This window comes from Christiangramia sp. 3-2217-3z (assembly GCF_051195275.1).
Lineage (GTDB): Bacteria > Bacteroidota > Bacteroidia > Flavobacteriales > Flavobacteriaceae > Christiangramia > Christiangramia marina.
Genome location: NZ_JBNJLI010000007.1, coordinates 94185 through 119533, shown reverse-complemented (window position 1 = coordinate 119533; position 25349 = coordinate 94185). Strand labels below are relative to the sequence as shown.

Below are 25349 nucleotides of genomic sequence, written 5' to 3'. Positions count from 1 at the left end.
ATAAAAGGACAAATTTTAATGCTTCGGAAGTATTCCTATTTCTAGGTCTGTTTTTCCAGTAGCGCCATATAGAATCCATCATAGCCACTTTCACTGGATAGAATCTTCTTTTCTCTTAGCAAACGGAATTCTTTACCTTCATCTGTTTTTAGAAACTTCTGAACCTGTTTATCATTTTCTGAAGGAAGGATGGAACAGGTTGCATACACCATTTTTCCACCTTTTTTCAAGATCCTGGAATATTGCGGAAGGATCTCAGCCTGAGTTTTGTTGATCTTTTCCAGAAACTCTGGTTGTAATTTCCATTTCGCATCTGGATTTCTACTAAGAACTCCGAGTCCGCTACATGGAGCATCGATTAAAACCCTGTCTGCCGAATTATATAATTTTTTGATCACTTTCGTGGTCTCAATACTTCTGGTCTCTACGTTATGAGCGCCAGCACGTTTTGCACGTCGTTTTAATTCTTTCAACTTATTTCCATAAATATCCAGCGCAATAATCTGGCCTTTATTCTCCATAAGTGCAGCCAGGTGAAGGGTTTTCCCGCCTGCGCCTGCGCAGGTATCTACAACTCTCATTCCTGGTTGTACGTCAAGAAATTCTGCCACTCTTTGAGAATTTGCATCCTGAACTTCGAAAAGGCCATCCTGGAAGGCTTTCGTTCTAAAAACGTTAGAGCGCTCTTTTAGCTCCAATGCCTCAGGGTAATTTCTGACTTTATTGGTTTCAATACCTTCTTCCAGTAGAATACCAGCCAGTTTAGCAGGATCGGTTTTCAAGCTATTTGCTCTTAGAACTACTGGCGCCTGTGTATTTAACGCGCTTAATTCCTGTGTCCAGATCTTTTCGCCTAATTCCTCCAAACCGAGTTCATCCAGCCAGTCTGGCACAGATTCTCTAAATTTTCGAGTTCTGCTTAGCTCGTCAAATTTCCCTTTGATTCGTCTCACCGGAGTTCCTTCAAATTGTGGCCATTCCGGAATCTTAACGCCTCTAAGTACACACCAGACAGCGAAAATCCTAAAGAGGTCTTCTCTGGAAAATGGTTCTTTTACTTCAGCAATTTCAGCATATAATCTTTTCCAACGAACTATATCGTACGTGGTTTCAGCAATAAAACTGCGATCTCTTGATCCCCATCTTTTATCACGCTTCAGCGTCTTTTCAATTACCTTGTCGGCATATTTTCCATCGTTGAAAATTTCAGCAAGAGCATCTATAGTTGCAAAAACGAGATTTCTGTGTAGGCGCATAATTCTTCTTTAAGCCGGCAAAGTTACGTTTTTTTGATTCGGAAAAATCTATATTTGGATCAAATCTATTTTATGAAAAAACTGGTACTACTTCTATTAGTCCTTACTGCAGGTTGCAAAAATAATAATGAGTCTGAAGCTGAAGATTCAATCTCTTTAAGTAAGCATACAACCTTTAGTGAAGTTCATATCGAAAATATACTTGAAGATGATTCATTGAGCATCAGGGCGATCCAGGTGATTGGTGAGAACCTGGCCTTCGCAGCGAATAAAGGGACTTATGGTTTGTATAATGCAACGACCAAAACCTGGAAGACGAATACTCAGGCTTATAATAGTATTTATCCCGAGTTTCGAGCCATCGCAAGCACTTCGAACGACTTCTTTATGCTTGGGGTAGGAAGTCCTGCGTTGTTATACAAAACTGGTAATAATGGCCAGTTGGAACTGGTCTATAAAGAAGATGATGAGAAGGCTTTTTATGATTCCATGACTTTCTGGAATGATACAGAAGGAATTGCGATGGGCGATCCTACTGATGGCTGTATTTCTATTATAATCACGAGAGATGCCGGAAAAAACTGGAAAAAACTTGACTGTGAGCAACTACCTCCAACTGCCGATGGTGAAGCAGCTTTTGCAGCCAGTAATTCAAATATTGCAATTTATAAGGATGAAACCTGGATCCTTACAGGCGGGATGAAATCGAGAATTTTGTATTCTCCAGATAAGGGGAAGAACTGGAAGATTTTTGATACCCCACTTGTTCAGGGAACTGCCACTTCAGGAGGTTATAGTGTTGACTTTTTTAATTCTGAAATTGGATTTATCATTGGTGGAGATTATACCAAATCAAAAGAGAATAACGGAAACAAAGCGATCACAGCAGATGGTGGTAAAACCTGGAATTTAGTTGCAGAAGGGCAGGAGCCGGGCTATAGAAGTTCGGTTAAATTCGTTCCCGGTGGTGATGGGGATGAATTAGTTGCCGTAGGTTTTGAAGGCATTGATTATAGCAAAGATGGTGGAGAAACCTGGTCAGAATTGAGTGAAGAAGGATTTTTCACCATTAGATTTATCAATGACTCCACTGCATATGCGGCTGGAAGTGGAAGAGTAGCGAAGCTTAGATTTAATTAAAAAAACAGGCCCGACTTTTAAAGCCGGGCCGTTTCATTCTAACCAAATACTTAACCAATATTATTCGTCCCTCGATTTATTATTTTCCTTTTTCGCTCTGTATTCTCTAATGAGCTTTTTATGAAATTCGTCCTCGAGTTTATGTAATTTTATAATGTCTTTCGCTGTAATAATTTGCTTCAAGTCTTTGAAGAGTTGTTTTTTGATCTTGTATTCTTCGTTTTCAACAGAAAGGAATTCATTTAGAAGATCTTCAGCCTGGTCCTCATTATAGCAACTTACATCTTCCAGTTCGATATGCTCACGTTCGTGAAGTTTTCTCTTCTTACGCTCGTATTCATTATAAATTGGCCAGAATTCCTGAGCCAGTTTATCGGTGAGCTCGAGTTCCTGAGTAATAAAAGCTACTTTTAAAGCTTTGATCCTTTTGTGTTGTGCTTCCCGATCTTCGTTTTTTTCCTGTGCCAGTAAAATATTCGCTGGCAAAAGAAATAGAATTATTAGTAGGTATCTTTTCATAATTAGTCCATTATATAAGATGGATCTTCAACGTTTTCATCAATATATTCGAAAGCTGCTTCAGTATCAATTTCAGTAAAGTCAGCTTCCAGATTACCTTGAGTAATCAAATCTGAATATTCAACACTATTAAGGTCGATACTTCCCATTTCATAACTGTCGTAAAGGTAATTTTCTAAAGCCGTAACCTCTATATCATCCCAACCAAGATCGTTCGTTTGATTAGAAGGAAAGAAGTTGCCTAGCATGATGACAATGATTGCAGCTATGGCCGAAGCATATAGCCAGTATTCTTTTTTAAATAACGGTACAACTTTAGTTTCAGGAGCAAAAGATTTTGAGAGGATATTATCTTCAAGCTCATCAAAATAATTATGTGGCGTCGTAAAGCCTGAACTTTCGATTGCAGGTAGTTCATTTTCGTGAGAAAATTTATCCATAAGACTATTTTCAAGATCCTGGAAATAAGTTTCCGGGACTTTGAATCCAGAGTTATTCTTATGTTTAAAATTATCAAGTTTCATCGTACTTATGACTTAGTATTTAAGTAATGGTTTAATTAGACTTTAAAAATTCTTCGATCTTCTTGGTCGCAATGTGATACGAAGCTTTCAAGGCTCCCTCACTAGTACTCAAAATCTCTGCCATTTCTCTATATTTCAATTCTTCGAAATATTTCATATTAAAGACCTGTTGCTGTTTCTGCGGAAGCGTGGCGATAGCTTTTTGTAATATCAATTGTATTTCGCTTCCTTCAAAATAGACATCACTTTCAAGATTATCAATAATTTGATCCTGAAGTTCTTCTGAAGTGATCTTTAAGCGCCGCGCTTTTTTATTGATGAATGTAATGGCTTCGTTCGTCGCGATACGGTACATCCAGCTGTACAATTTGCTATCACCCTTAAATTTATCAATATTTCTGAAAATCTTAATGAAGGTATTCTGCAGAATATCATCTGTATCATCATGACTTTTTGCAATATTCCGGATATGCCAGTACAACCGCTCTTTATAAAGCGTTATTAATTCCCTGAAAGCTTCCTGGGAAGTGGATTGCTTCTGCAATCTTAGTATAAGATCCTGTTCAGCTTCTGGTGTGTTGGACATAATAGACGTTCAATACAAAGATATTTAATTCGATTATCGTTCAAAACGATGTTTAAAATAAATGCATGTAAGTAATAGCTTACAGAATACCTCAATAATCAGATGAAAGGAATGATTTCCGGATTAAATGCTAAATAAATTTGGTCAATATGTATTTTGACGTATATTTACAACAGTTAAAAGATTTAATCCTTTTTTTGCCCCTTAAAAATTGAATTATTTCGAATTATTCTTGCTGCCCCAAGTGAGAATAATAATTAAAAAAAGGATGATACCTATGTAGTCATCCTTTTTTTTATGTCGTTACTTCATTTGATCATTCAAAAGACTGCATAGCTACCAGTTTCTTATAAGTTCCATTGGCATCAATCAATTCCTGATGTTTTCCCTGTTCCACTATCTCACCTTTTTGCATCACGACAATCTTGTCTGCATTCTGTATCGTAGATAATCTGTGCGCGATCACAATAGAGGTCCGGTTCTTCATCATATTTTCCAAAGCTTTCTGAACCAGTTTCTCACTTTCAGTATCCAGGGCAGAGGTTGCTTCATCCAGTATCATTACTGGTGGATTTTTAAGTACAGCCCTTGCAATAGATAAACGTTGCTTCTGGCCACCACTTAATTTGTTTCCGCTATCTCCAATATTTGTATCCAATTGTTTTGGAAGTTCTTTTACGAATTCCCAGGCGTTGGCTATTTTTAACGCCTCAATAATTTCTGCATCTGTAGCATCATCTTTACCAAGTGCGATATTATTCCGAATACTATCATTAAATAATATTGAATCCTGAGTAACCAGGCCAAGCAAATCCCGGAGATCAGATTTTTTCATCTTTCTAATATCGATTCCGTCGATCTTAATAGTTCCGGAATTTACATCGTAGAACCTGGTGATCAAATTTGCAATCGTAGATTTTCCAGATCCAGATTGTCCTACCAAAGCGACGGTTTCACCTTTATTCACGTTGATAGAGAATTGTTTTAATACCTTATCATCTTCATAAGCGAAATCCACATTTGAGATCTCTATGCCTGTTTCGAAATTCTTTTTATCAATGGCGTCTGGATGGTCTGTTATGGTAGATGGTGTTTCGAGAACCTGCAGGATCCTTTCTGCCGCCGCATCACCTTTCTTTACGCTGTAAGTAGCTTTAGAAATTTGTTTTGCCGGAGTCAGGATGTTGTAAGCCAATCCCAGAAAAGCTATAAAAGTTGCTGCATCCAGAGATTCCTCAACAAGAACCATATTACCTCCAAACCATAGAATTACAACAATAACAAAGATTCCCAGGAATTCACTGGTCGGTGATGCCAAATTTTGCCTGTTAATAAGACTATTCAGGATTTCCTTGAGTCTATTTGTGCTTTGCTGAAACCTCTCGTAAAATTTACTTTCTGCATTAAAACCTTTTACGATCTTTAAACTGGAAAGTGTCTCTTCAACAATACTAAGAAAATGACCGTTTTCTTCCTGAGCAAGATTCGACTTTCGCTTTAATTGCTTTCCAATCAAACTAATAATAAAACCAGCGATTGGAAGAAATATAAAAACGAAGAGCGTCAATTGTACACTCATCACTAACATTGCCAGGATCGTAAATAAAATGGTGAGGGGTTCTCGTACAATGAGTTCCAGAATGGAAAGAAATGAAGTTTGAACCTCGTTTACATCGGCAGTGATTCTTGATATGGTATCACCTTTTCTTTTTTCTGAAAAATAAGCTACTGGCAAGGCAAGTATCTTTTTATACATCGCATCACGAAGGTCGCGTAACACGCCATTCCGAAGAAATGTAAGAAAGAAAGAACTTAGATAGCCAAACAGGTTTTTGAGAAAGAAAAGGAGAACTACAATTCCGCAGATAAATATAAGTGCGGCAACTTCATCCTCGTTCACTCTCTGCGTGACCTCGTAATTAAAGTAATCTGAAAAATAATCTTTAGCGTTCGAAATTCCAGTATAAACTGGTTTCTCAGCAACCCTTTTTGTTTTATCAAAGAGTACCTGGATAACAGGTATTAGCGCGATAAAAGATAATGTACTGAATATCGCATAGAAGATATTACAAATAATATTGAGGATCGCAAACTTCCTGTACGGCATTGCGAACATCATGATCTTTCTAAAATAGGTCATTTAAAGAAATTTAGCCCAGTTTTAATTCATCTTTGATTCGGGCAATCTTATCACTTAATTTCTGATTTTCAGCATCATAATTGTGAATATCATCCAGCTGAGAATTTACGCTGATGTAGAACTTGATTTTTGGCTCTGTGCCACTTGGTCTTGCCGCGATCTTCGTTCCATTTTCAGTATAATATATTAGAACATTTGATTTTGGAATATCGATAACGGACTCTTTTCGCTCTAAAACATTTTTTGCAGTAGAAGCGTGGTAGTCTTCAACTAAGACCACTTTTTCTCCATCGATCTCTTCCCATGGATTTTCTCTGAGATCTACCAGCATTTCTTTGATTTCCTGCTCACCCTTGATTCCTTTTTTTACGAGGGATATAAGTTCTTCACGAAAAAGACCATGTTCTGTGTAAAGCTCAAGAAGTTTCTGGTAGAAAGATTTTCCTTCTGCCTTCATTTTTGCTGCGATCTCACAAGCAAGTAGGGTAGCGGTTACCGCATCTTTATCTCTAACAAAATCACCAACCATATAACCAAAACTTTCTTCACCGCCACCAATAAAATTCATTTCGGGGTGGTCCTTGATGAGTTTTGCGATCCATTTAAATCCTGTAAGAACTTCTTTGTATTCTACTCCGTATGATTCGGTCAAATTCTTCATCATTGGAGTGGAAACTATCGTAGAAGCAACAAACTCCGATCCTTTGATTTTATCCTGTTTTTTCCATTCCTCAAGCAGAAACCAGGTCATCACCAACATGGTTTGATTTCCATTAAGAAGTACCATTTTACCATCTAAATCACGAACGGCAACTCCAAGCCTGTCACAATCCGGATCTGTTCCAATAACAATATCTGCATTGATCTCTTCTGCTTTTTCCAAAGCCATTTTTAATGCTTCAGGTTCTTCCGGATTAGGTGATTTCACTGTCGGAAAATTACCATCTGGTTCACGCTGCTCCTCAACAATATGAACATTACTGAATCCTGCCTTTTCCAGAACTTCAGGAACCATTGTAATAGAAGTTCCGTGGAGAGAAGTAAATACTACTTTAAGATCGCTCTTTGCGATAGCTGAAGTATCAAAACTTCCATTTTCTACAGAAGCTTTTGCAAATGAATCGTCAATCTTCTTGTCGATCTTCTCGATCAAAGATTCGTTCGCTTCAAATTTAACTTCAGTATAGTCAAGATTATTAATGATTTCGATCACTTCTTTGTCCTGCGGTGGAACTAACTGGCCACCATCCTGCCAATAAACCTTGTAACCATTGTATTCTGGTGGATTATGGCTTGCGGTAAGCACGATCCCACAGTGACATTCTAATTCCTTGACTGCAAAAGACAATTCAGGAGTCGGTCGTAGTTCAGAAAAGAGATATACTTTGATATCGTTCGCCGAAAATACATCTGCAACAACTTTGGCTAACGTATCGCTATTATGCCTGCAGTCGTAAGCAATCGCAACTTTAACCTGCTCTCCAGGAAAAGATTTTTTCAAATAATCTGAAAGTCCCTGGGTATTTTTACCTAAAGTATATTTGTTGATACGATTTGTACCAACACCCATAACACCACGCATTCCACCTGTACCAAATTCAGCATTTTTGTAAAAGCTTTCTTCCAGCTCCCCTGGATCAGCATTTATTAGTCTATTGATCTCGGTTTTAGTGTCTGCATCAAAGATATCAGTAAGCCACGCCTGTGCCTTCTGAAGAATTTCAGGTTTATTAGTTGCCATAATTAGTTGGTTTTGCTAAACAAAAATAATGATAAATACGAGAAAGGTACTAAATATTACTGGTGGTTTTTCGTATCAGGTAGCGCTCTTTCTCGCGTTTTGAACGAAGAATAAGCTCTCCCAGAAAACCAGCAAGAAAAAACTGTGTTCCTATGATCATCACTGCAAGTGAAATATAGAACCATGGATTCTGAGTTACCAGTACGTTAGGTAGGCCATGATAAAGTTTATAAAGCTTGGAGACACCAATAAGAAATGCAGAGACAAAACCAATGATAAACATTAGAACGCCCAGTGCTCCAAAAAGGTGCATAGGTCTGCGTCCAAATTTGGAAAGAAACCAAATGCTAATTAGGTCCAGGAAGCCATTTAGAAATCTACTGGCGCCAAATTTTGTGTTACCATATTTCCTGGCCTGGTGTTTAACTTCTTTTTCGGTGATCTTGCTGTAACCGGCATTTTTGGCAAGTACAGGAATGTATCGATGCATTTCACCATAGACATCAATGTTCTTGATCACTTCATTTCTGTAAGCCTTTAGTCCGCAGTTAAAATCATTTAATTTTACTCCGGAAGTTTTTCTTGCAGCGGCATTAAATAGTTTGGAAGGAAGATTTTTGGTGATCACATTATCATAACGCTTCTTTTTCCATCCTGAAACAAGGTCATATTTCTGCTCCTTAATTAAGGCGTATAATTCTGGAATTTCATCAGGATTATCCTGAAGATCGGCATCCATGGTGATGATTACTTCACCCTGGGCTTCGATAAAACCAGCATGTAAGGCCTGGGATTTCCCGTAATTTCTATTAAAACGTATGCCTTTCACACGATCATCGGCTTCAGAAAGTGATTCGATCGTCTTCCAGGAACCATCTGTGCTGCCATCATCAATAAAGATGATCTCATAAGAAAAGGAATTGGATCGCAATACTTTTGCGATCCAATTATATAATTCAACCAAAGATTGCTCTTCGTTGAGTAATGGTATAACTACCGATATCTGCATATATTATGCGTTTGTCTTATCTTTCTCTCTAAAGATCAAAGCTACGATTAATCCTATAATTGAAAATATAACTAACTGGATTGCCAGACTAATCATAACATTTTTAAACGAAAAGAAATTTTCTTTTTGCATTTCGGTCATCGTCTCGTTAATCTGAGCTTCAGTCATTCCAAACTTTTCGAACATTTCTGCCTGCTTACTCATCGTAATTTCCTGCAACGTATCTGCCGCTTGAGGGTCGATTACATTGAAAAGTATAACACTAAATAAGGTAGATAAAACCAATCCAATTACTACTGTAATAAAATAGGTAGAAAAAGCTTCCTTAAAACTAAAAATCCCAGTATTGAACTTCTTAGCCTTATTTACTGCCATGATAGCTAGCGCAAGGATTATAATATATACAATTGGTGTATAATACCATTCAGTCATTAAAGAAATGTCGAATGCATACACTAAGACCGAGATTAGAATAAGTGCAATACCTAGATAAAGGCCATAACTCGTAGCTAGTTTTTTTGTTGATTGTTCCATTGTAAGTTGTAGATTGATTAGTTTAGCAGTTAGTTAACAAATATAAGGAAACGTTACACTCAATAATAAATAAAAAGTTTTTTCAAATTTATTTGTCCGTAAGTAGTAATTAGTTAAATTTGCACCTCGAAAATTAAAAGATCAAAGCGATGAAGCAGGGAATCCATCCGGAAAATTATAGATTAGTAGCATTTAAAGATATGTCTAACGAAGACGTGTTTTTAACTAAATCTACAGCAAAAACAAAAGAAACTATTGAAGTTGACGGAACTGAATACCCGTTGGTAAAACTGGAAATTTCCAGAACTTCTCACCCTTACTATACTGGACAGACCAAATTACTGGATACTGCAGGTAGAATTGACAAGTTCAAGAACAAATACTCAAAATTCAAGAAGAAGTAATTCTTCCGGATTTTCGATATACAAAGCCGCTTTTAGCGGCTTTTTTCATTTTAGCAGCAGTCCGTTTCGTTGGAAACTTTATTTTTGCTGAATCAAAGCATACGATATGAACTATATTCTATTTGACGGTACTTTCCGAAATAATCTATTACCTTTTACATTCACCAGGCCAGTAGCCGATCTACGGATTGGGATACTAACTATCCGTGAAAAATGGGAGCAACGATTAAATGCTACTACTTCAACTAAGACTGAAGAATATCTTTCTGAAAAGTGGCCATTGAAGTTAGAGAGTTCAAATATCTTTATCAATGCTTCTGTGTTACCGGATGATACATTACTGGAGGAAATTTCAGTACTTCAGCATGGCGAAAAATTAGTTTTTGAAGATATCCTAATAGCATATAAGTTTGAAGGGAATTCAGAACTATCTATTGAAGATCTTCAGCTTAAAGAATCATCCAGAAAGCCTTTTATAGTTGCTCATACCTGGGATATCTTCTCTAAAAATGCTGAAGCTATTCAGTTAGACTTTAATCATTTGACCAAAGGAAGAACTTCTCAGGACATTGACTCTTCAAATTACACCAAGAATTCAGAAAACATTTTTATTGAGGAAGGTGCAAGCGTAGAAAATTGTTCATTAAATGCCAGCGATGGCCCTATTTATATAGGTAAAGATGCTACAGTTATGGAAGGATCGCTTATCAAAGGTCCTTTCGCATTAGGAGAATCTGCAACGATCAAAATGGGTGCTAAAATTTATGGCGCTACTACCATTGGACCTTCATGCAAAGCTGGCGGTGAGATTAGTAACTCTGTATTGTTTCAGAATTCTAATAAAGGGCATGATGGCTTTTTAGGAAATTCTGTACTTGGTGAATGGTGCAATATAGGTGCCGATTCCAATAACAGCAATCTTAAGAATAATTATGCCCCCGTTCGTTTATGGGATTATGAGACAGAAAGATTTGCAGATACCGGGTTGCAGTTCTGCGGACTTATAATGGGAGATCACAGTAAATGTGGTATCAATACCATGTTTAATACCGGGACCGTAGTAGGAGTGAGTGCTAATATTTTTGGGAGTGGTTTCCCTAGAAATTTTATTCCTTCTTATAGCTGGGGTGGAAGTGCAGGAACGACAACATACAAACTTACCAAGGTTTTTGAAACCGCCAGACTGGTAATGCAACGCCGGGGAGTAGAGCTCACCGCAGCCGATGAAAAGATCATGGAGCATATTTTCGATTATTCCGCGAAATGGCGACGGGATTAAATTCTAGAAACCCCATCTGATCATTTGATTTTCAGTTTCATAAATGATTTTTCAGAAACACTTTAAGTTGGTATCTTTGCAGCCCGAAATACAGGATTAGACGAATTGATCATGAGCGCAAAAAAAGTAGCATTTTATACCCTTGGCTGTAAGCTGAATTTTTCTGAAACTTCCACGATCGCTAGATCTTTTGAGAATGAAGGATTCCAGAGGGTGGAGTTTGATGAAGCAGCAGATGTTTACGTGATCAATACCTGTTCTGTTACTGAAAATGCAGATAAACGATTCAAAACTATTGTAAAGCACGCACAGAAGGTAAATGAAGATGCATTTCTTATTGCGGTAGGCTGCTATGCTCAATTGAAACCAGAAGAACTAGCCGAGGTAGATGGTGTGGATCTGGTCCTGGGTGCTACTGAAAAATTCAAAATTACAGACTACCTGAATGATCTCACCAAGAATGATCATGGTGAAGTTCATAGCTGCGAGATCGATGAAGCCGATTTCTACGTGGGTTCTTATTCTATAGGTGATCGTACCCGGGCTTTTTTGAAAGTTCAGGACGGATGTGATTATAAGTGTACATATTGTACCATTCCTTTAGCCAGAGGTATTTCGAGAAGTGACCGCCTTGAAAATGTCCTTCAGAATGCTACGGAAATTGCAGAACAGGGAATTAAAGAGATCGTTCTCACAGGAGTAAATATTGGAGACTACGGGAAAGGTGAATTCGGAAATAAAAAGCATGAGCATACTTTTCTTGAGCTCGTACAGGCACTGGATGAAGTTGAAGGGATTGAAAGACTTCGTATTTCATCCATAGAACCAAACCTGCTAAAAAATGAAACGATCGATTTTGTAGCTTCAAGTAATACTTTTGTACCTCATTTTCACATTCCACTTCAAAGTGGAAGTGACGATATGCTGAAGCTTATGCGCAGGCGCTATCTGAGTGATCTATATGCGGATCGTGTAAATAAGATAAAATCAGTCATGCCAGATGCCTGCATTGGCGTAGATGTCATTGTTGGCTTTCCAGGTGAAACTGATGAGCATTTTCTGGAGACCTATAATTTTCTTCAGAAATTGAATATATCATACCTGCATGTTTTCACTTATTCAGAAAGAGATAATACTCCAGCAGCAGAGATGGATGGAGTAGTCCCATTAAAAGTGCGAAAAAAGAGAAGCAAAATGCTAAGAGGCTTATCTGCTAAAAAACGCAGAGCTTTTTATGAAAGTCAGCTTGGGAATACATCAACGGTTTTATTCGAAGGCGAGAACAAATCAGGTTATATCCATGGATTTACAGAAAACTATGTAAAGGTAAAGGCACCGTGGAATCCAGAGATGGTAAATACACTTAAAAAAGTGAATCTTACCGAGATCGATGAAGATGGCCTGGTAAGATTCGAAATGCTTCAGGAAGAATTGGTTTAAATATTAATACCTACAGGAAGTAGATCTTTATATTTTCTTCTATTTTTCCGCATAAAACCAGCAATGGTTGGGTTCGTAGGAACCACTCTCATATTGGTTTCGCTTATCCTGGAAAGAACCGCTTCTATAAAATCATTTTGCCTTTCCAGAACTTTCTCAGATACTTTGATCTTGGTTAAGAAGATCTTTCTATCCTGTTGAGAATATTCTATAATGCAGAGTTCTCCCTCAATCTCAGTTTCAAACTGTCTCAAGAATTCATTGTCTGTAATCTTCATTTCTTCTACATTCATATTTCAAGATTTAATTCATAGGTACTTCAATAAAAAGCACCATTGATTCATTTTTAACGTCAACATTTATCTTAGGAGTATTCCAGACACCAACAGCATCGCGCTTTGAAAGCTTTAAGTCATCAATTTCTGAATCTCCTTCTATCATAAAGATGTAAACACCATTGGCCTGGTTATTTAGGTTATACTCAATATTCCTGCCAGCTTCGGTCTTCTGGATTGATAGGAAGGCGTTTTGATGTATTTTCAAGGCATTTTCATCATCGTGACCCATTGGAGCTACTACTGTAACCAACTCACCAGCATCTAACTGTTTGCTATAATTCTTTTGGTCATAGCGGGGTTCATGTCCGTTCCTATCCGGGAAGATCCAGATTTGGAGCATGTTCAATTCTTCAGTAGACGAATTAAATTCGCTATGTTCCACACCCGTTCCGGCGCTCATTACCTGAACTTCGCCTTTCTCAATGATTGCGGTGTGTTCCATCGAATCTTTATGTCTTATTGCGCCCTGAAGAGGAATAGAAATGATTTCCATATCCTTATGTGGATGGGTACCAAAACCCATTCCGGATTTAACGTAATCGTCATTAAGTACACGAAGCAGTCCAAAATTTGTTTTATTAGGATCGAAATAGTTAGCAAAGCTAAAGGAGAAATTAGCGTTCAACCAGCCATGATTAGCGGTGCCACGAGATCCTGCAGCGTGAAATATTTTATCCATTATTTATGAGTTATAAGATTTGAAAGTCTAAGATTAAAGGCTAATTTTGATTGTTCAATTTACGATTTTGTGAGTGCATTTCATGTAACTCGCATGTTAAAAAGATTAGTTTGCAGAAGCGTACACATGTTTATTTCATGCCTGGTATGGCAGCAGCTCCAACAATTTTTGAAAACCTGATTTTACCTGCAGAAAAGTATGAAACACATTTGCTTGAGTGGGTAATTCCTGAGACAGATGAATCACTTGAAGATTATTCGAAAAGAATGCTTCAGTTTATCAAACACGAAAATATTGTATTGATAGGCGTTTCTTTTGGAGGGGTTATTGTACAGGAGATGACAAAGTTTCTGGACTTACAGAGACTTATTATCATTTCCAGCGTGAAATGCAAGCATGAGCTACCTCCCCGTATGAAGTTTGCGGCTAGAACGGGCTTATTTAGAATTGTGCCCACAAGTCTGGCGAATTATGTAGACCATTTCGAGAAGTATGCCATTGGACCTTTTCTTAAAAAACGTGCGAAATTATATAAACAGTATATTTCAATTACAGACAAGCAGTATCTGGACTGGTCTATAAAACAGATGGTGAGCTGGAAGTGTGAAAAGCCTGATGAAAAGGTAATTCATATTCATGGTGATCAGGATGAAGTTTTTCCAGTAAAAAACATTGACAATGCGATCATCGTTAAAGGTGGAACGCATATTATGGTAGTAAATAGATTCAGGTGGTTCAATGAAAATCTTCCTGGAATTATCGAAACCGGTAAATTGATTAAAAGAACTTAAATAAGAACATATGAATTTATTGAAAAGCGCATTGATCTTTGTAGGGATTCTAACAGTCCTGGGAATAAGTATTAATGCATATGTACAGGATGGGGAATTAAATTCAAGTGAATCCGGTAGTATATTAGCTGATACGATCAGGAATCGTAGTGTTGCAACTAGCTACCGAATCAAGGCGTTGCCTGTGCCAGAAAACCTGGATTTTGCAGGAGAGCCCGTTCCATTGGAAGATCCTGATGTTTATGAAAGAATGGATAGGGAACTTTTGGTGAATACTTATTGGCAGTCGAATGCTTTGCTGCTTATAAAACGAGCTAATAAGTTCTTCCCGATCATCGAGCCGGTTTTAGAAGAAGAAGGGATTCCTGACGACTTCAAGTATCTTGCAGTAATAGAAAGTGGTTTGACTCAGGCTGTATCACCTGCAAAGGCAGTAGGTTTCTGGCAAATCCTTGAAGGAACAGGGAAGGAGTATGGATTGGAGATCAATTCGAATGTTGATGAACGGTATAATATTGAGAAGTCCACCCGTGTAGCTGCAGATTACCTGAAGAAAGCAAAGGCACGCTTTGGTTCCTGGACATTGGCCGCGGCTTCATATAATGCAGGTCAGTATGGTGTGGATAAGCAATTGGATAGACAAAAGGTTGATGAATACTATGAGTTATTACTTGGAGAAGAGACCGGTAGATATGTGTTTAGAATTCTTGCCTTGAAAGAGATCATGAACAATCCTGAGAAGTATGGATTCGATTACGAAGAAGAAGATCTTTACGCGCCAATTCAGCTTAATAAAGTGAAAGTAGACACTGCTGTAGAGAATTTCCCAAATTTTGCGAGAGAATTCGGAATCAACTATAAAACTCTAAAGATTCATAACCCCTGGTTAAGGGATGATCATCTCAATAATTCGTCAAGAAGGACTTATTATATTGAGATCCCTGAAAAAGGTCAGTATCCCATACTAGATTAGTCTACACTAACATTATCTGCATAAACTTCATCGTACTCGGGAACCAGGTTTTTTGAAATCGAGGTTTCCAGTGCGATATAGTTTTTTTGATAAGCCGTTTCGAGATCGGTTGCCGGTCCTGAGAATACGCTTCTTCGAATGGAAGTGATCCTTTTATCTTCGGAAAGTAAGAAGCAAGTTGGAAGTCCTAAGGAATGTTTCAGTTGTTTCACGACGTAACCACCGTTGTTTTCTGATTCATCCACATAAACTACTAAAATTTCTGAATCAAATTGATCTGAAAGTTTCTTTACAGTTTTTCGCTTATCCCAGAACAACACCACAAAATCCACCTTCTCAGAGTATTCTTTCGCTAATTTGTTAATTGCAGGAATTTCTCCCTTAGCAGGAATACACCAGCTGGCATAAGTAATAAGGAAAGTCGGTTTATTAAAATCGTAAAGCTCAACTTCACGATTTCGAAGGTTCTTGAATTTAAAATTATTCATGTAAGAACCTGCAAGTTGTTCCGAAGTGAATTTTTCGAAGAGCTCCTGGGCTTCTTCATATTTATTAGCTCTAAATGCAGCATCGGCCTTTTTATTATAGTCAGATAAATGCTCAAAAAGCGCTTCAGTAAAATAATATTTATCGTCCAGATCTTGCTGGGCGAATAAATGGGGCGTAATAAAAAGAAGCGTTAACAAAAGTAACAGTCTCTTCATAATTTATTTTTGGGGCTTACCCCTTAAAAGTATTATGAATAAAGACGATTCAGAAAAATACTCGTTTAAATACCAATTTACTTGTTGAAAGAAAATATCTTAAAAAAACTCTTAATTAGATCTTTTTCATTTGCTCTTTCATCATTCGAATCTGGTCGTTTAGCATTCCATGTTTGTCAAGTTTTTTAGCTTCACTAAGTAGTGTAGTCGCTTCTCTCTTTCTTCTTTTGGTCATGGCGATTCCAGCAAGGTTTAATTTTGCCATGGCAAGATCGTGATCCATTGAAAGTCCAAGTTTGATAGCACGCTTAAAGAACTTTTCAGCCTGGGTCATATTGGTTTGAGAAACCATTAGACCGTGCAGGTACCAGTAATATCCCTGTTGCTTTGGTACTAATGCCTTTTCGGGATCTTTAATCTTGTCAAGCCATTTTTTTGCGCCAGGAAAATCTTGTTTTCTAAGTCTAAGAAACGCCAAAAGTATCATTTCATTCTTAAAATACAGGAAGATAAAAATCCCGGAAAGTAGAATGAGAGCAATTCCATTTCCAATTTCCCCTTCAATAAATTGCCAGACAGCAACGGCGATAAGTAATCCTGCGATAAATAGTTTGATAATCTTATTGAACATAGATAAGTTTGTTTTCCGGCGGCAAAGGTAGTAAAAACAATTAAAATTTTTTATGTTTAGTATTTGCAGTACATAAAAAGCTTTGTATATTTGCACGCAGTTTTTAAGACAGATAAACGAATTTTAGAAGATAAAAGATATTCACAATGAAAAGAACGTTTCAACCATCCAAAAGAAAAAGAAAAAACAAGCACGGCTTTAGGGAGCGTATGGCAAGTGCCAACGGTAGAAAAGTCCTTGCCAGAAGAAGAGCAAAAGGAAGAAAGAAACTATCTGTATCTTCTGAAAACAGACATAAGCATTAATGATTATCATTAATTGAAATATTAAAGGTGTTACTTTTTGAGTAACGCCTTTTTTTATACCCCGACGCTTCTTAATTTTATAGTACACAACTAACAACACGATCAAATCTTAATCATGCCTAAAAACAACAACATCAAGTGCGTTTTAATCATTGGTTCTGGTCCAATTATTATTGGGCAGGCCTGTGAGTTCGATTACTCAGGTACTCAATCTCTTAGATCTCTGCGAGAGGATGGGATTAAAACCATACTTATCAATTCCAATCCTGCAACGATCATGACCGACCCTTCCATGGCCGATCATGTATATCTTAAGCCACTTACTACAAAATCCATTATTGAAATTCTGAAAGATCATCCCGAGATTGATGCTGTTCTGCCAACTATGGGTGGCCAGACTGCACTGAATTTATGTATAGAAGCAGATGAAAAAGGTATTTGGAATGATTTTAATATAAAACTTATTGGTGTTGATATCGATGCGATCAATATTTGTGAAGATCGTGAGCAGTTCAAACAGCTAATGGGAAGACTTGGAGTGCCAGTCGCTCCGGCCAAAACGGTGACTTCTTATTTACAAGGAAAGGAAGTTGCCCAGGAATTTGGATTTCCATTAGTTATTAGAGCGTCATTTACTCTTGGTGGGGGTGGAGCCAGTTTTGTGCACCGTGCTGAAGATTTTGACGAGATGCTTTCCAGAGGTCTTGAAGCTTCTCCAATTCATGAGGTGTTGATCGATAAAGCATTGTTAGGCTGGAAAGAATATGAACTGGAACTACTGCGCGATAGAAACGATAACGTAGTAATTATTTGTGCCATTGAAAATATGGATCCAATGGGAATCCATACCGGTGACTCGATCACAGTTGCTCCAGCGATGACACTTAGCGATAAAACGTATCAAAGAATGCGTGATCTCGCGATTAAAATGATGCGTAGTATTGGAGATTTTGCCGGAGGTTGTAATGTGCAATTTGCGGTTAGTCCCGATGAAAAAGAGGATATCGTAGCAATTGAGATCAATCCGCGGGTATCTAGATCTTCAGCTTTAGCTTCTAAAGCGACTGGATATCCTATTGCAAAGGTCGCTACAAAACTGGCTTTAGGTTATAATCTTGATGAACTTGAGAACCAGATCACCAAATCAACTTCAGCATTATTCGAACCTTCACTTGATTATGTGATCGTTAAGATCCCTCGCTGGAACTTTGATAAGTTCGAAGGATCAGATCGCACATTAGGTCTTCAGATGAAATCTGTAGGGGAAGTGATGGGAATTGGGCGTTCGTTCCAGGAAGCTCTTCATAAAGCTACACAATCGCTTGAGATCAAACGAAATGGATTGGGTGCAGATGGAAAGGGTTATAAGGATTATGACCAGATCATAGATAAATTAACCAACCCAAGCTGGGATCGGGTCTTTGTGATCTACGATGCCATACAAATGGGAATACCTCTTAGTAGAATTCACGAGATCACGAAGATCGATATGTGGTTTCTGAAACAATATGAGGATCTTCACGCTCTTGAAGTGGAGATCACTAAATATGATAAAGAAAATCTTCCGAAAGACCTTCTGCTGGAAGCCAAACAGAAAGGTTTTGCTGATAGACAAATTGCACATATGCTTGACTGTCTGGAAAGCGAAGTTTATAAGAAGAGAGAAGAATTACAGATTAACCGGGTTTATAAACTTGTGGATACCTGTGCTGCGGAATTTGAGGCTTTGACTCCGTATTATTATTCCACCTTCGAGGAAGGAATTCGTTCCAAAGATGGAACGCATTATACGGATAACGAAAGCAAGGTTTCAGATAAGAAAAAGATCATAGTGCTTGGTTCCGGTCCCAATAGAATAGGACAGGGGATAGAGTTTGATTATAGCTGTGTTCATGGTGTTCTTGCTGCTGCAGAATGTGGTTACGAAACGATCATGATCAACTGTAATCCTGAGACAGTATCTACAGATTTCGACACTGCAGATAAGTTGTATTTTGAACCTGTGTTCTGGGAGCATATTTATGACATTATTCAGCATGAGAAACCTGAAGGAGTTATAGTACAGCTTGGGGGGCAAACGGCTCTTAAACTTGCGGAAAAACTTGATCGCTACGGAATCAAGATCATGGGAACCAGTTATGAGGCCCTGGATTTAGCCGAAGATAGAGGTAGCTTCTCAACTCTATTACAAATGAACGATATTCCTTATCCAGACTTTGGAACTGCAGAAAATGCAGACGAAGCCCTTAAGCTTGCTGAAGAACTGGATTTCCCTATCCTGGTAAGACCATCTTATGTACTTGGAGGTCAGGGAATGAAGATCGTGATCAATAAGGACGAACTGGAAGCTCATGTGGTAGATCTTCTTAGAAAAATTCCTAACAATAAATTACTTCTGGATCATTATCTTGATGGTGCAATAGAGGCTGAAGCAGATGCTATCTGTGATGGTGAAGATGTCTACATTATCGGGATCATGGAGCATATCGAGCCTTGTGGAATACATTCTGGTGATTCTCATGCCTTGTTGCCGCCTTTCAACTTAGGAGACCTGGTAATGCAGCAAATCAAGGATCACACTCGCAAGATCGCTCTGGCGCTTAACACAGTTGGATTGATCAATATTCAATTTGCGATCAAGGATGATAAGGTATTTATTATCGAAGCGAATCCAAGAGCGTCGAGAACAGTACCGTTCATTGCAAAAGCTTATAAAGAGCCTTATGTAAATTACGCAACCAAAGTGATGCTTGGTGAAAAGAAAGTGAAGGATTTCAACTTTAATCCTCAGCTGGAAGGTTACGCCATTAAGCAGCCTGTCTTTTCATTCAATAAATTCTACAATGTGAATAAACAGCTTGGACCAGAAATGAAGAGTACCGGAGAAAGTATCCTGTTCATTGATAGTTTGAAGGACGATGAGTTCTACGACCTATATTCCAGAAGAAAAATGTACTTAAGTAAGTAGTTAAATTTATAGAAATTAAAGGTCATTCTGAATTCTATGTTCAGAATGGCCTTTTTTAATAGTTGAAAATGAAAGAATTCGTTTTAATATTTGGTGGAATATTGGGGGCGCTCGCTGTAATCTTAGGAGCCTTTGGAGCTCATGCCTTTAAAAAAACCTTTAATGACGATCAATTAAAGAGTTTCGAAACCGGTGTAAAATATCAAATGTATCATGCGATCATATTGATCATTACAGGAATTGTATTTCCTTTTACTCAAACTGGACAGCAGCTCACCGCCTGGTTTTTTATGATCGGGATCTTGCTGTTTTCCTTCAGTATTTATGGTCTTACCTATAGTAGTTCGATCAATAAAAAGCTAAAAATACTCGGTCCGGTTACTCCTCTGGGTGGGTTGTTCCTAATCCTGGGATGGATCTTTTTCACAATAAGTATTGCTGAAATAGCTGTTTATCTAAATGTCTGATTATTGGCAATCTGTACGCTGTAAAGTGTAGCGATCATTCAGCTTAAAATCTTTGTTTCTGAAGCTGGCTTTTCCATTAGATTTTTCTGTTTCTGTAAAGCCTTCAACGAAGCCATCAGGGCTTTTTAAAAAGAATACTTCTCTTTCTGATTCCTTTCCTTCTGAAGTATATTGGTAGCTGGCAAAAAGAGAATCATTGGAAATTCTTCCTCTAATACTACCTTTGTTCTGGTCTTTCTCGAACAGTGAATAAGACAGATCGCCTTCTACAATAGAATCATCTTTGATCCTTAAAGCCATATAGATCGTATCCTTACTTTCAAGGTAAGTGTAGCATTCGATCTTTTGAATACTTTCGGTCTTCGGAGCCGCTATTTCCTGTTTTTCTACTGAAACCTTCTCAATTTTTTCGGGTACTTCAGATTTACAGCCAAATAAAAAGAGGCTGATAAAAAAGAAAATGTAGGTAGTGTTTTTCATAATTCAGCATAAAAATAGGATAATTATTGAAGATCTGATTTCCTGCTTCTATATTTTTCAGCGAACCATGCGATCAAAATAAGTTGAGTGGAATGATACAGCATGATGGGAAGTAGTATCAATCCAGAATTTGCTGTACTTCCGAAGATCACCCGAACCATTACAGAGCCATGCACTAAGGATTTTTTTGTTCCGCAGAATTGAGCAGTAATGGTATCGCTTGTGTTCAATTTTAATGCCTTACTCGCGAACAGGGTGCCGTAATACACCAGAAAGAAAAGAACAATAACGATTCCTGCCATTTTTAAGATCTCACTCCAGCTAATATTAACAAAGATGTTTGAGGAAAATGAATTGCTGAAACTTGTATAAATTATCAATATGATCGTAGCCTTGTCAAAATTACTAAGCTTCTTACCGTGTTTTCTGGCCCAGTTTCCCAGAAACTTTTGAAGAAATAATCCAATAAGCAAAGGTGCTACGATTTGCAGCATCAATTTTTGCAATACGCTAAAAAAGTCAAAATCTGTTGAGCTTTCCAGTACCAGTCCCAACCATAGTGGCGTTGCAAGTATTCCAATAAGTCCGGATAAACTAGCATTAAATATAGCCGCAGGCAGATTTCCTTTCGCCAGCGCGACCATTACTACAGATGATGAGACGGTAGAAGGCAGGGTTCCCAGAAAGAACAGCGCAATCCAGGATTCAGATTGCAGCCCCTCTTCAAATAGCGGTAGACAAGCGATACACAGAAGTGGGAAAACAACAAAAGTGGTTAAATGAATAATGATATGAATCTTATAATTCATCAAACCCTGTTTAAACTCTGCCGGCGATAATTTGAGTCCGTAGAAAAAGAATATGAGTCCAATTCCTATATCGGTAATAGTTTTTAAAGGTAAAATTTCCGGGCCCTGCGGAAGAAAGTATGCTATTGCGATCGCAACAAATATCGCTATGATAAACCAGTTCGATCTCACGAATGCATCTCAATTTTAGCCTTATGATCTTCCAGGATATGCAAGTATTTTTCAGAAGCAAAATCGGTTTCATGAAATTCATTTACTCTGAAATCCTTCATTTCCTTACGTTTGATACTTTTAGCGAAACGCCGAATTTCATCATCAGATTTCAGGACTAAACCTGGAACTTCAATGGAATTCCCTTCTTTATCCTTTGCAACCATTGTGAAATACGAACTGTTGCAATGTTTAATATCACCCGTTTGAATATTTTCAGATTCCACGCGAATTCCTATTACCATAGAGCTTCTACCCACATAATTTACAGAAGCTTTCATTGTCACCAGTTCACCGATCTCAATAGGCTTCAGAAAATCAACGGTATCAACGCTTGCAGTAACACAATAGGCCCTTGAATGTTTCGAGGCACATGCGAAGGCTATTTGATCAAGGAGTGATAATATATAGCCACCATGAATCTTGCCGTTAAAATTGGAGTGAGAGGGTAGCATCAATTCGGAGATAACGACCTGGCTTACTTCAACGCTTTTATAATTTTGCTGCATATTATCTTCTAAAATGTGGACTTTGAGATTGCTCTACTTCAGTAATAAAATATTTGCTGTCTCCCCAGAAAAAGAAGGTGGAATAGCGTTCTATGTAGGTAAGTTTCACGTAATTCCCTTCATATTCCTGAAGATCTTTGATCACTTCGTCATTTTTATCGAGAACAGAAAAACTAAATATCTGAGCACCGCTTATTCCCTGACTTATTTCACCTTCCCAGGTTTTTGTGATCACTCCTTTGCGGCTGAATTTGATGAGCTCACCGCTTCTGGTTCCTTCACTATAAGGCACAAAATATACAAATGCATAATAAAGCAGCCAGAGTATGAATATACCACCTAGTATATATATTAATGTTTTCTTCATGTTATCGATTTTTATAGATCAGGTTGAGAAATTCTTCAAGTTTGGAAGGTTCAAGCCATCGGGTCACGATTACTAATTTTTGTTTTTGGTCAATGATGATAAAATTACCTCCAAATCCAGCTGCGTAAAAAAGATCTTTATCTAAATCTTCCATATGTCGGTCTCCTTCAGCATTCAGCCACCACATATAACCATAATTGGTGTTGGAAGTAGAAGGTATTAAAGCCTCGCTAATAAGATCTTTTTCAAGAAGTTTTTGATCCTTCCACACGCCATTATTCAGGAATAATAATCCGAACCTGGCCATATCTTCAGTATTGATAAACATGCCGCCACCAGAATGACCACCGCCGCTTACAGATTGCATTTTATAGCCATCGATGGTTGTCCAGGAATTGTCATAACCAAACCACCGCCAGGAATGTGATGCCCCAATTGGGTCCATAATATTTTCCTTCAAAACGGCAGGCAAAGGCTTTCTGAAGACTTGCAGCAGGCTGTAAGCGAGTACATTTACTCGTACATCATTATATTTAAAAAATGTACCGGGTTCATTTAACTTACGGGATCTCCAGCTATCGATATTTCCATTTGCCGAGGGTCTGTCTGTCCAGTCATGGCTATCCCACAACTCACCACTCCAGTCAGAATTTTGCTGAAGTAAGTGTTTCCATGTAATTTTAGAATTGTGTGGACCGTCAAATGTGCCATCCCAAACATATCCTGATACGGTATCATTGAGGTTGCGAATGATATTTTTCTGTAAAGCAATTAACGCGGTAGTAGAAAGAAAGCTTTTGGTAACACTAAAGGTCATATCCACTCTTTGAATATCGCCCCATTCAGCAATTTTATAGCCGTTTTTTAATATCAATCCTGCCGGACCACCACGGCGCTTTACGGGTCCCATAATCTTGTGAAAAGGTTCCAGTTCAAAACCTTTCAAAATGGCTTGTTCAAGGTCTCGGGCTCCGGAATATTCATTTTTCTTAGCAAAGTTGATTGCTGCATCCAGGCTGAGATCGAAAGTTTCGGGTGACCTTGACTCCCAGAGTGTATCTGAAGGGAAATAGATCTCCTGCGCCTGGGTGGTGCATAAAAAGATGAATAAAATTGAACTGATCCAGAATTTCATGGCTGCAAGATATTTAATTCTCGTTCAAAGTTTCTGAATTTGAGTCTCGAATTAGTTTACGGTCGATCTGTTTTGAGGCTTTAGCTCCAAGTTTTTTCAAACGCTCCACTTTTCTAATAAGATTTCCTTTTCCTGTAAGTTTTTTCATGGCACCGTCATACGAATTCTGAACTGTCCCAATCTGTCTGCCAACTTTTTCCAGTTCTATGGTAAGATTCGTAAAAGAATCATATAAAGCACCGGCCTGGTTTGCGATCTCTATCGCATTTTGCTTTTGCTTTTCATTCTGCCACATACTTTCGATCGTTCTTAGTACCGCGAGCAGGGTGGTAGGAGTTACCAGAATAATGTTTTGCTCAAAAGCTTCGTTGTAAAGATTAGGGTTTTCATTGCTAGCAACCGCAAATGCCGCTTCAATTGGGATGAACAACAGTACAAAATCGGGGCTTGCCTCCTGGTGAAGCATCTGGTAATTCTTTTTACTTAATTCCTGAACACGCTGTTTCAGGGCCAGCAAATGATCTTTTAAATGAGCAGACTGCTCAGTGAGATCTTCGGCATTTACATACCTTTCATAAGCATTAAGCGAAACTTTAGAATCCACGATCAACTTTTTAGCACCCGGCAGATTGATCACTACATCCGGGATTACTCGTTTTCCTTCCTGTGTGGAAATACTTTGCTGCACATCATATTCGTTACCTTTGGTAAGTCCGCTTTTTTCCAGGACCCGCTCCAGGATCATTTCACCCCAGTTTCCCTGCATTTTGGTGTTCCCTTTTAAAGCCTTGGTGAGATTGTTCGCTTCTTCGCTAATTTTAATATTTTGCTCATTCAGAAATCGTAATTTTTCTCCCAGTTCTGCATGTCTTTTTACTGAAGCCAGGTTGCTATCATTAATTTTATCTTCAAATTCCTTTAATTTTTTATCAAGCGGATTCAGAATCGCAGAAATATTCTTCTGATTCAGATCCGTGAATTTTTCAGATTTTTGTTCGAAGATCCGATTAGCGAGGTTTTCAAATTGCTCGTTAAATTTTGCGTGCAGTTTCTCAATTTCCTGGTTCAGGGTCTTACTTTTCTCTAGTAGGTGCTCATTTTCGGCTTCTTTCTGTGTCAATAGAATCTGAATTTTTCCACGCTCATTTCTAAGAGTTTCCAATTGCTCTTCTTTTTTCTGAAGCACTTCTATGCTTTCATTTTTAAGCTGTGATATGTTCGTTTTATGATCTTCTAACTGACTGGTGTAAAGTTTTCTACCACTATTTATCTGAAGTTTAAGTTGTTCAATTTGATAGTCGGCATTTTTTAAAACCTCTTTTGATTTTGTGACTTTTAAGAAGTAAGCAAGTGCGAAGCCTAAGGCGAAAACAAACAGACAGAGAATCATCAGGAAGACCGGTTCAGGCAT

The 25349-nt window shown here is 38.0% G+C and carries 27 protein-coding genes; 9 read left to right on the top strand and 18 right to left on the bottom strand.

Annotation, left to right across the window (positions count from 1 at the left end; all coding sequences use genetic code 11):
• Positions 1 to 41: 41 nt before the first annotated feature.
• Positions 42 to 1256, bottom strand: coding sequence for an RsmB/NOP family class I SAM-dependent RNA methyltransferase (locus ACSHZO_RS13035; RefSeq protein ID WP_298247729.1), 1215 nt, complete (start codon positions 1254 to 1256; stop codon positions 42 to 44).
• A gap of 72 nt (positions 1257 to 1328) precedes the next feature.
• On the opposite strand from ACSHZO_RS13035, the gene ACSHZO_RS13030 reads away from it, so the two are divergent.
• Entirely contained in the window at positions 1329 to 2396 is a 1068-nt protein-coding gene (locus tag ACSHZO_RS13030; RefSeq protein ID WP_298247730.1) for a WD40/YVTN/BNR-like repeat-containing protein, read from the top strand.
• 60 nt (positions 2397 to 2456) lie between these two features.
• Here ACSHZO_RS13030 and ACSHZO_RS13025 read toward each other — a convergent pair whose 3' ends face one another.
• The 7 genes from ACSHZO_RS13025 to ACSHZO_RS12995 all read right to left on the bottom strand — a co-directional run bounded on the left by ACSHZO_RS13025 (position 2457) and on the right by ACSHZO_RS12995 (position 9449).
• Positions 2457 to 2915 (bottom strand): hypothetical protein, encoded by a 459-nt coding sequence (locus ACSHZO_RS13025; RefSeq protein ID WP_298247731.1) that lies wholly within the window; start codon positions 2913 to 2915, stop codon positions 2457 to 2459.
• A gap of 2 nt (positions 2916 to 2917) precedes the next feature.
• Complete coding sequence (locus tag ACSHZO_RS13020) at positions 2918 to 3439, bottom strand: hypothetical protein (protein WP_298247732.1); 522 nt, start codon at positions 3437 to 3439, stop codon at positions 2918 to 2920.
• Between the two features lie 31 nt (positions 3440 to 3470).
• Positions 3471 to 4025, bottom strand: a complete 555-nt coding sequence (locus tag ACSHZO_RS13015; protein ID WP_298247733.1) for an RNA polymerase sigma factor — start codon at positions 4023 to 4025, stop codon at positions 3471 to 3473.
• Between the two features lie 316 nt (positions 4026 to 4341).
• The gene (locus ACSHZO_RS13010; RefSeq protein WP_298247734.1) at positions 4342 to 6165 is read right to left on the bottom strand and encodes an ABC transporter ATP-binding protein; all 1824 of its coding nucleotides are present in this window, start codon (positions 6163 to 6165) and stop codon (positions 4342 to 4344) included.
• A gap of 10 nt (positions 6166 to 6175) precedes the next feature.
• The gene (locus tag ACSHZO_RS13005) at positions 6176 to 7906 is read right to left on the bottom strand and encodes a phospho-sugar mutase (RefSeq protein WP_298247735.1); all 1731 of its coding nucleotides are present in this window, start codon (positions 7904 to 7906) and stop codon (positions 6176 to 6178) included.
• Positions 7907 to 7955: 49 nt separating this feature from the next.
• Positions 7956 to 8915, bottom strand: coding sequence for a glycosyltransferase family 2 protein (locus ACSHZO_RS13000; RefSeq protein WP_298247736.1), 960 nt, complete (start codon positions 8913 to 8915; stop codon positions 7956 to 7958).
• Between the two features lie 3 nt (positions 8916 to 8918).
• Positions 8919 to 9449: a DUF4199 domain-containing protein gene (locus ACSHZO_RS12995; protein ID WP_295179073.1), complete on the bottom strand. Its 531-nt coding sequence runs from the start codon at positions 9447 to 9449 to the stop codon at positions 8919 to 8921.
• Positions 9450 to 9598: 149 nt separating this feature from the next.
• Between ACSHZO_RS12995 and ACSHZO_RS12990 the strand changes: the two genes are divergently transcribed.
• From ACSHZO_RS12990 to mtaB, 3 genes are all read left to right on the top strand, one after another.
• Positions 9599 to 9853 carry a type B 50S ribosomal protein L31 gene (locus tag ACSHZO_RS12990; protein WP_026916023.1) on the top strand — a complete coding sequence of 85 codons (255 nt, stop codon included), beginning with the start codon at positions 9599 to 9601 and terminating at the stop codon, positions 9851 to 9853.
• A 106-nt stretch (positions 9854 to 9959) separates the two neighbouring features.
• Entirely contained in the window at positions 9960 to 11132 is a 1173-nt protein-coding gene (locus ACSHZO_RS12985; RefSeq protein WP_298247737.1) for a GlmU family protein, read from the top strand.
• Between the two features lie 111 nt (positions 11133 to 11243).
• Complete coding sequence (mtaB, locus tag ACSHZO_RS12980; RefSeq protein ID WP_298247738.1) at positions 11244 to 12572, top strand: tRNA (N(6)-L-threonylcarbamoyladenosine(37)-C(2))-methylthiotransferase MtaB; 1329 nt, start codon at positions 11244 to 11246, stop codon at positions 12570 to 12572.
• Here the strand turns inward: mtaB and ACSHZO_RS12975 are convergent.
• The gene (locus tag ACSHZO_RS12975; RefSeq protein ID WP_298247739.1) at positions 12569 to 12865 is read right to left on the bottom strand and encodes a GNAT family N-acetyltransferase; all 297 of its coding nucleotides are present in this window, start codon (positions 12863 to 12865) and stop codon (positions 12569 to 12571) included. The two genes, mtaB and ACSHZO_RS12975, sit on opposite strands and share 4 nt — an antisense overlap.
• Before the next feature lie 10 nt (positions 12866 to 12875).
• On the bottom strand, positions 12876 to 13589 hold the full coding sequence (locus ACSHZO_RS12970; protein ID WP_298247740.1) for a pirin family protein: 714 nt from the start codon (positions 13587 to 13589) through the stop codon (positions 12876 to 12878).
• A gap of 110 nt (positions 13590 to 13699) precedes the next feature.
• Here ACSHZO_RS12970 and ACSHZO_RS12965 point away from each other — a divergent pair, with 110 nt between their 5' ends.
• Complete coding sequence (locus ACSHZO_RS12965; RefSeq protein ID WP_366878383.1) at positions 13700 to 14380, top strand: alpha/beta hydrolase; 681 nt, start codon at positions 13700 to 13702, stop codon at positions 14378 to 14380.
• Between the two features lie 10 nt (positions 14381 to 14390).
• A complete protein-coding gene (locus ACSHZO_RS12960) occupies positions 14391 to 15353 on the top strand; it encodes a lytic transglycosylase domain-containing protein (protein ID WP_298247741.1) in 963 nt (320 codons plus the stop codon).
• Here the strand turns inward: ACSHZO_RS12960 and ACSHZO_RS12955 are convergent.
• Positions 15350 to 16057 carry a TlpA family protein disulfide reductase gene (locus ACSHZO_RS12955; protein ID WP_298247742.1) on the bottom strand — a complete coding sequence of 236 codons (708 nt, stop codon included), beginning with the start codon at positions 16055 to 16057 and terminating at the stop codon, positions 15350 to 15352. The two genes, ACSHZO_RS12960 and ACSHZO_RS12955, sit on opposite strands and share 4 nt — an antisense overlap.
• A gap of 115 nt (positions 16058 to 16172) precedes the next feature.
• Positions 16173 to 16688, bottom strand: a complete 516-nt coding sequence (locus ACSHZO_RS12950; protein WP_295179058.1) for a DUF2892 domain-containing protein — start codon at positions 16686 to 16688, stop codon at positions 16173 to 16175.
• Positions 16689 to 16834: 146 nt separating this feature from the next.
• Here ACSHZO_RS12950 and rpmH point away from each other — a divergent pair, with 146 nt between their 5' ends.
• The 3 genes from rpmH to ACSHZO_RS12935 all read left to right on the top strand — a co-directional run bounded on the left by rpmH (position 16835) and on the right by ACSHZO_RS12935 (position 20428).
• A complete protein-coding gene (gene rpmH / locus ACSHZO_RS12945; RefSeq protein ID WP_011708966.1) occupies positions 16835 to 16993 on the top strand; it encodes a 50S ribosomal protein L34 in 159 nt (52 codons plus the stop codon).
• Positions 16994 to 17108: 115 nt separating this feature from the next.
• A complete protein-coding gene (gene carB, locus ACSHZO_RS12940; RefSeq protein ID WP_298247743.1) occupies positions 17109 to 19961 on the top strand; it encodes a carbamoyl-phosphate synthase large subunit in 2853 nt (950 codons plus the stop codon).
• Positions 19962 to 20029: 68 nt separating this feature from the next.
• Positions 20030 to 20428 (top strand): DUF423 domain-containing protein, encoded by a 399-nt coding sequence (locus ACSHZO_RS12935; RefSeq protein ID WP_298247744.1) that lies wholly within the window; start codon positions 20030 to 20032, stop codon positions 20426 to 20428.
• Here ACSHZO_RS12935 and ACSHZO_RS12930 read toward each other — a convergent pair whose 3' ends face one another.
• From ACSHZO_RS12930 to rmuC, 6 genes are read right to left on the bottom strand one after another with little or no spacing between them, the layout of a single operon-like run.
• Positions 20429 to 20908 carry a hypothetical protein gene (locus ACSHZO_RS12930; protein WP_298247745.1) on the bottom strand — a complete coding sequence of 160 codons (480 nt, stop codon included), beginning with the start codon at positions 20906 to 20908 and terminating at the stop codon, positions 20429 to 20431.
• A gap of 23 nt (positions 20909 to 20931) precedes the next feature.
• On the bottom strand, positions 20932 to 21888 hold the full coding sequence (locus tag ACSHZO_RS12925) for a bile acid:sodium symporter family protein (RefSeq protein WP_298247746.1): 957 nt from the start codon (positions 21886 to 21888) through the stop codon (positions 20932 to 20934).
• Positions 21885 to 22436, bottom strand: coding sequence for an acyl-CoA thioesterase (locus tag ACSHZO_RS12920; protein WP_298247747.1), 552 nt, complete (start codon positions 22434 to 22436; stop codon positions 21885 to 21887). Before ACSHZO_RS12920 ends, ACSHZO_RS12925 begins: the two co-directional genes overlap by 4 nt.
• Before the next feature lies 1 nt (position 22437).
• A complete protein-coding gene (locus ACSHZO_RS12915) occupies positions 22438 to 22803 on the bottom strand; it encodes a 6-phosphogluconate dehydrogenase (RefSeq protein ID WP_298247748.1) in 366 nt (121 codons plus the stop codon).
• A gap of 1 nt (position 22804) precedes the next feature.
• Positions 22805 to 23938: a serine hydrolase domain-containing protein gene (locus tag ACSHZO_RS12910; protein WP_298247749.1), complete on the bottom strand. Its 1134-nt coding sequence runs from the start codon at positions 23936 to 23938 to the stop codon at positions 22805 to 22807.
• A gap of 13 nt (positions 23939 to 23951) precedes the next feature.
• Positions 23952 to 25349, bottom strand: a complete 1398-nt coding sequence (rmuC, locus tag ACSHZO_RS12905; protein ID WP_298247750.1) for a DNA recombination protein RmuC — start codon at positions 25347 to 25349, stop codon at positions 23952 to 23954.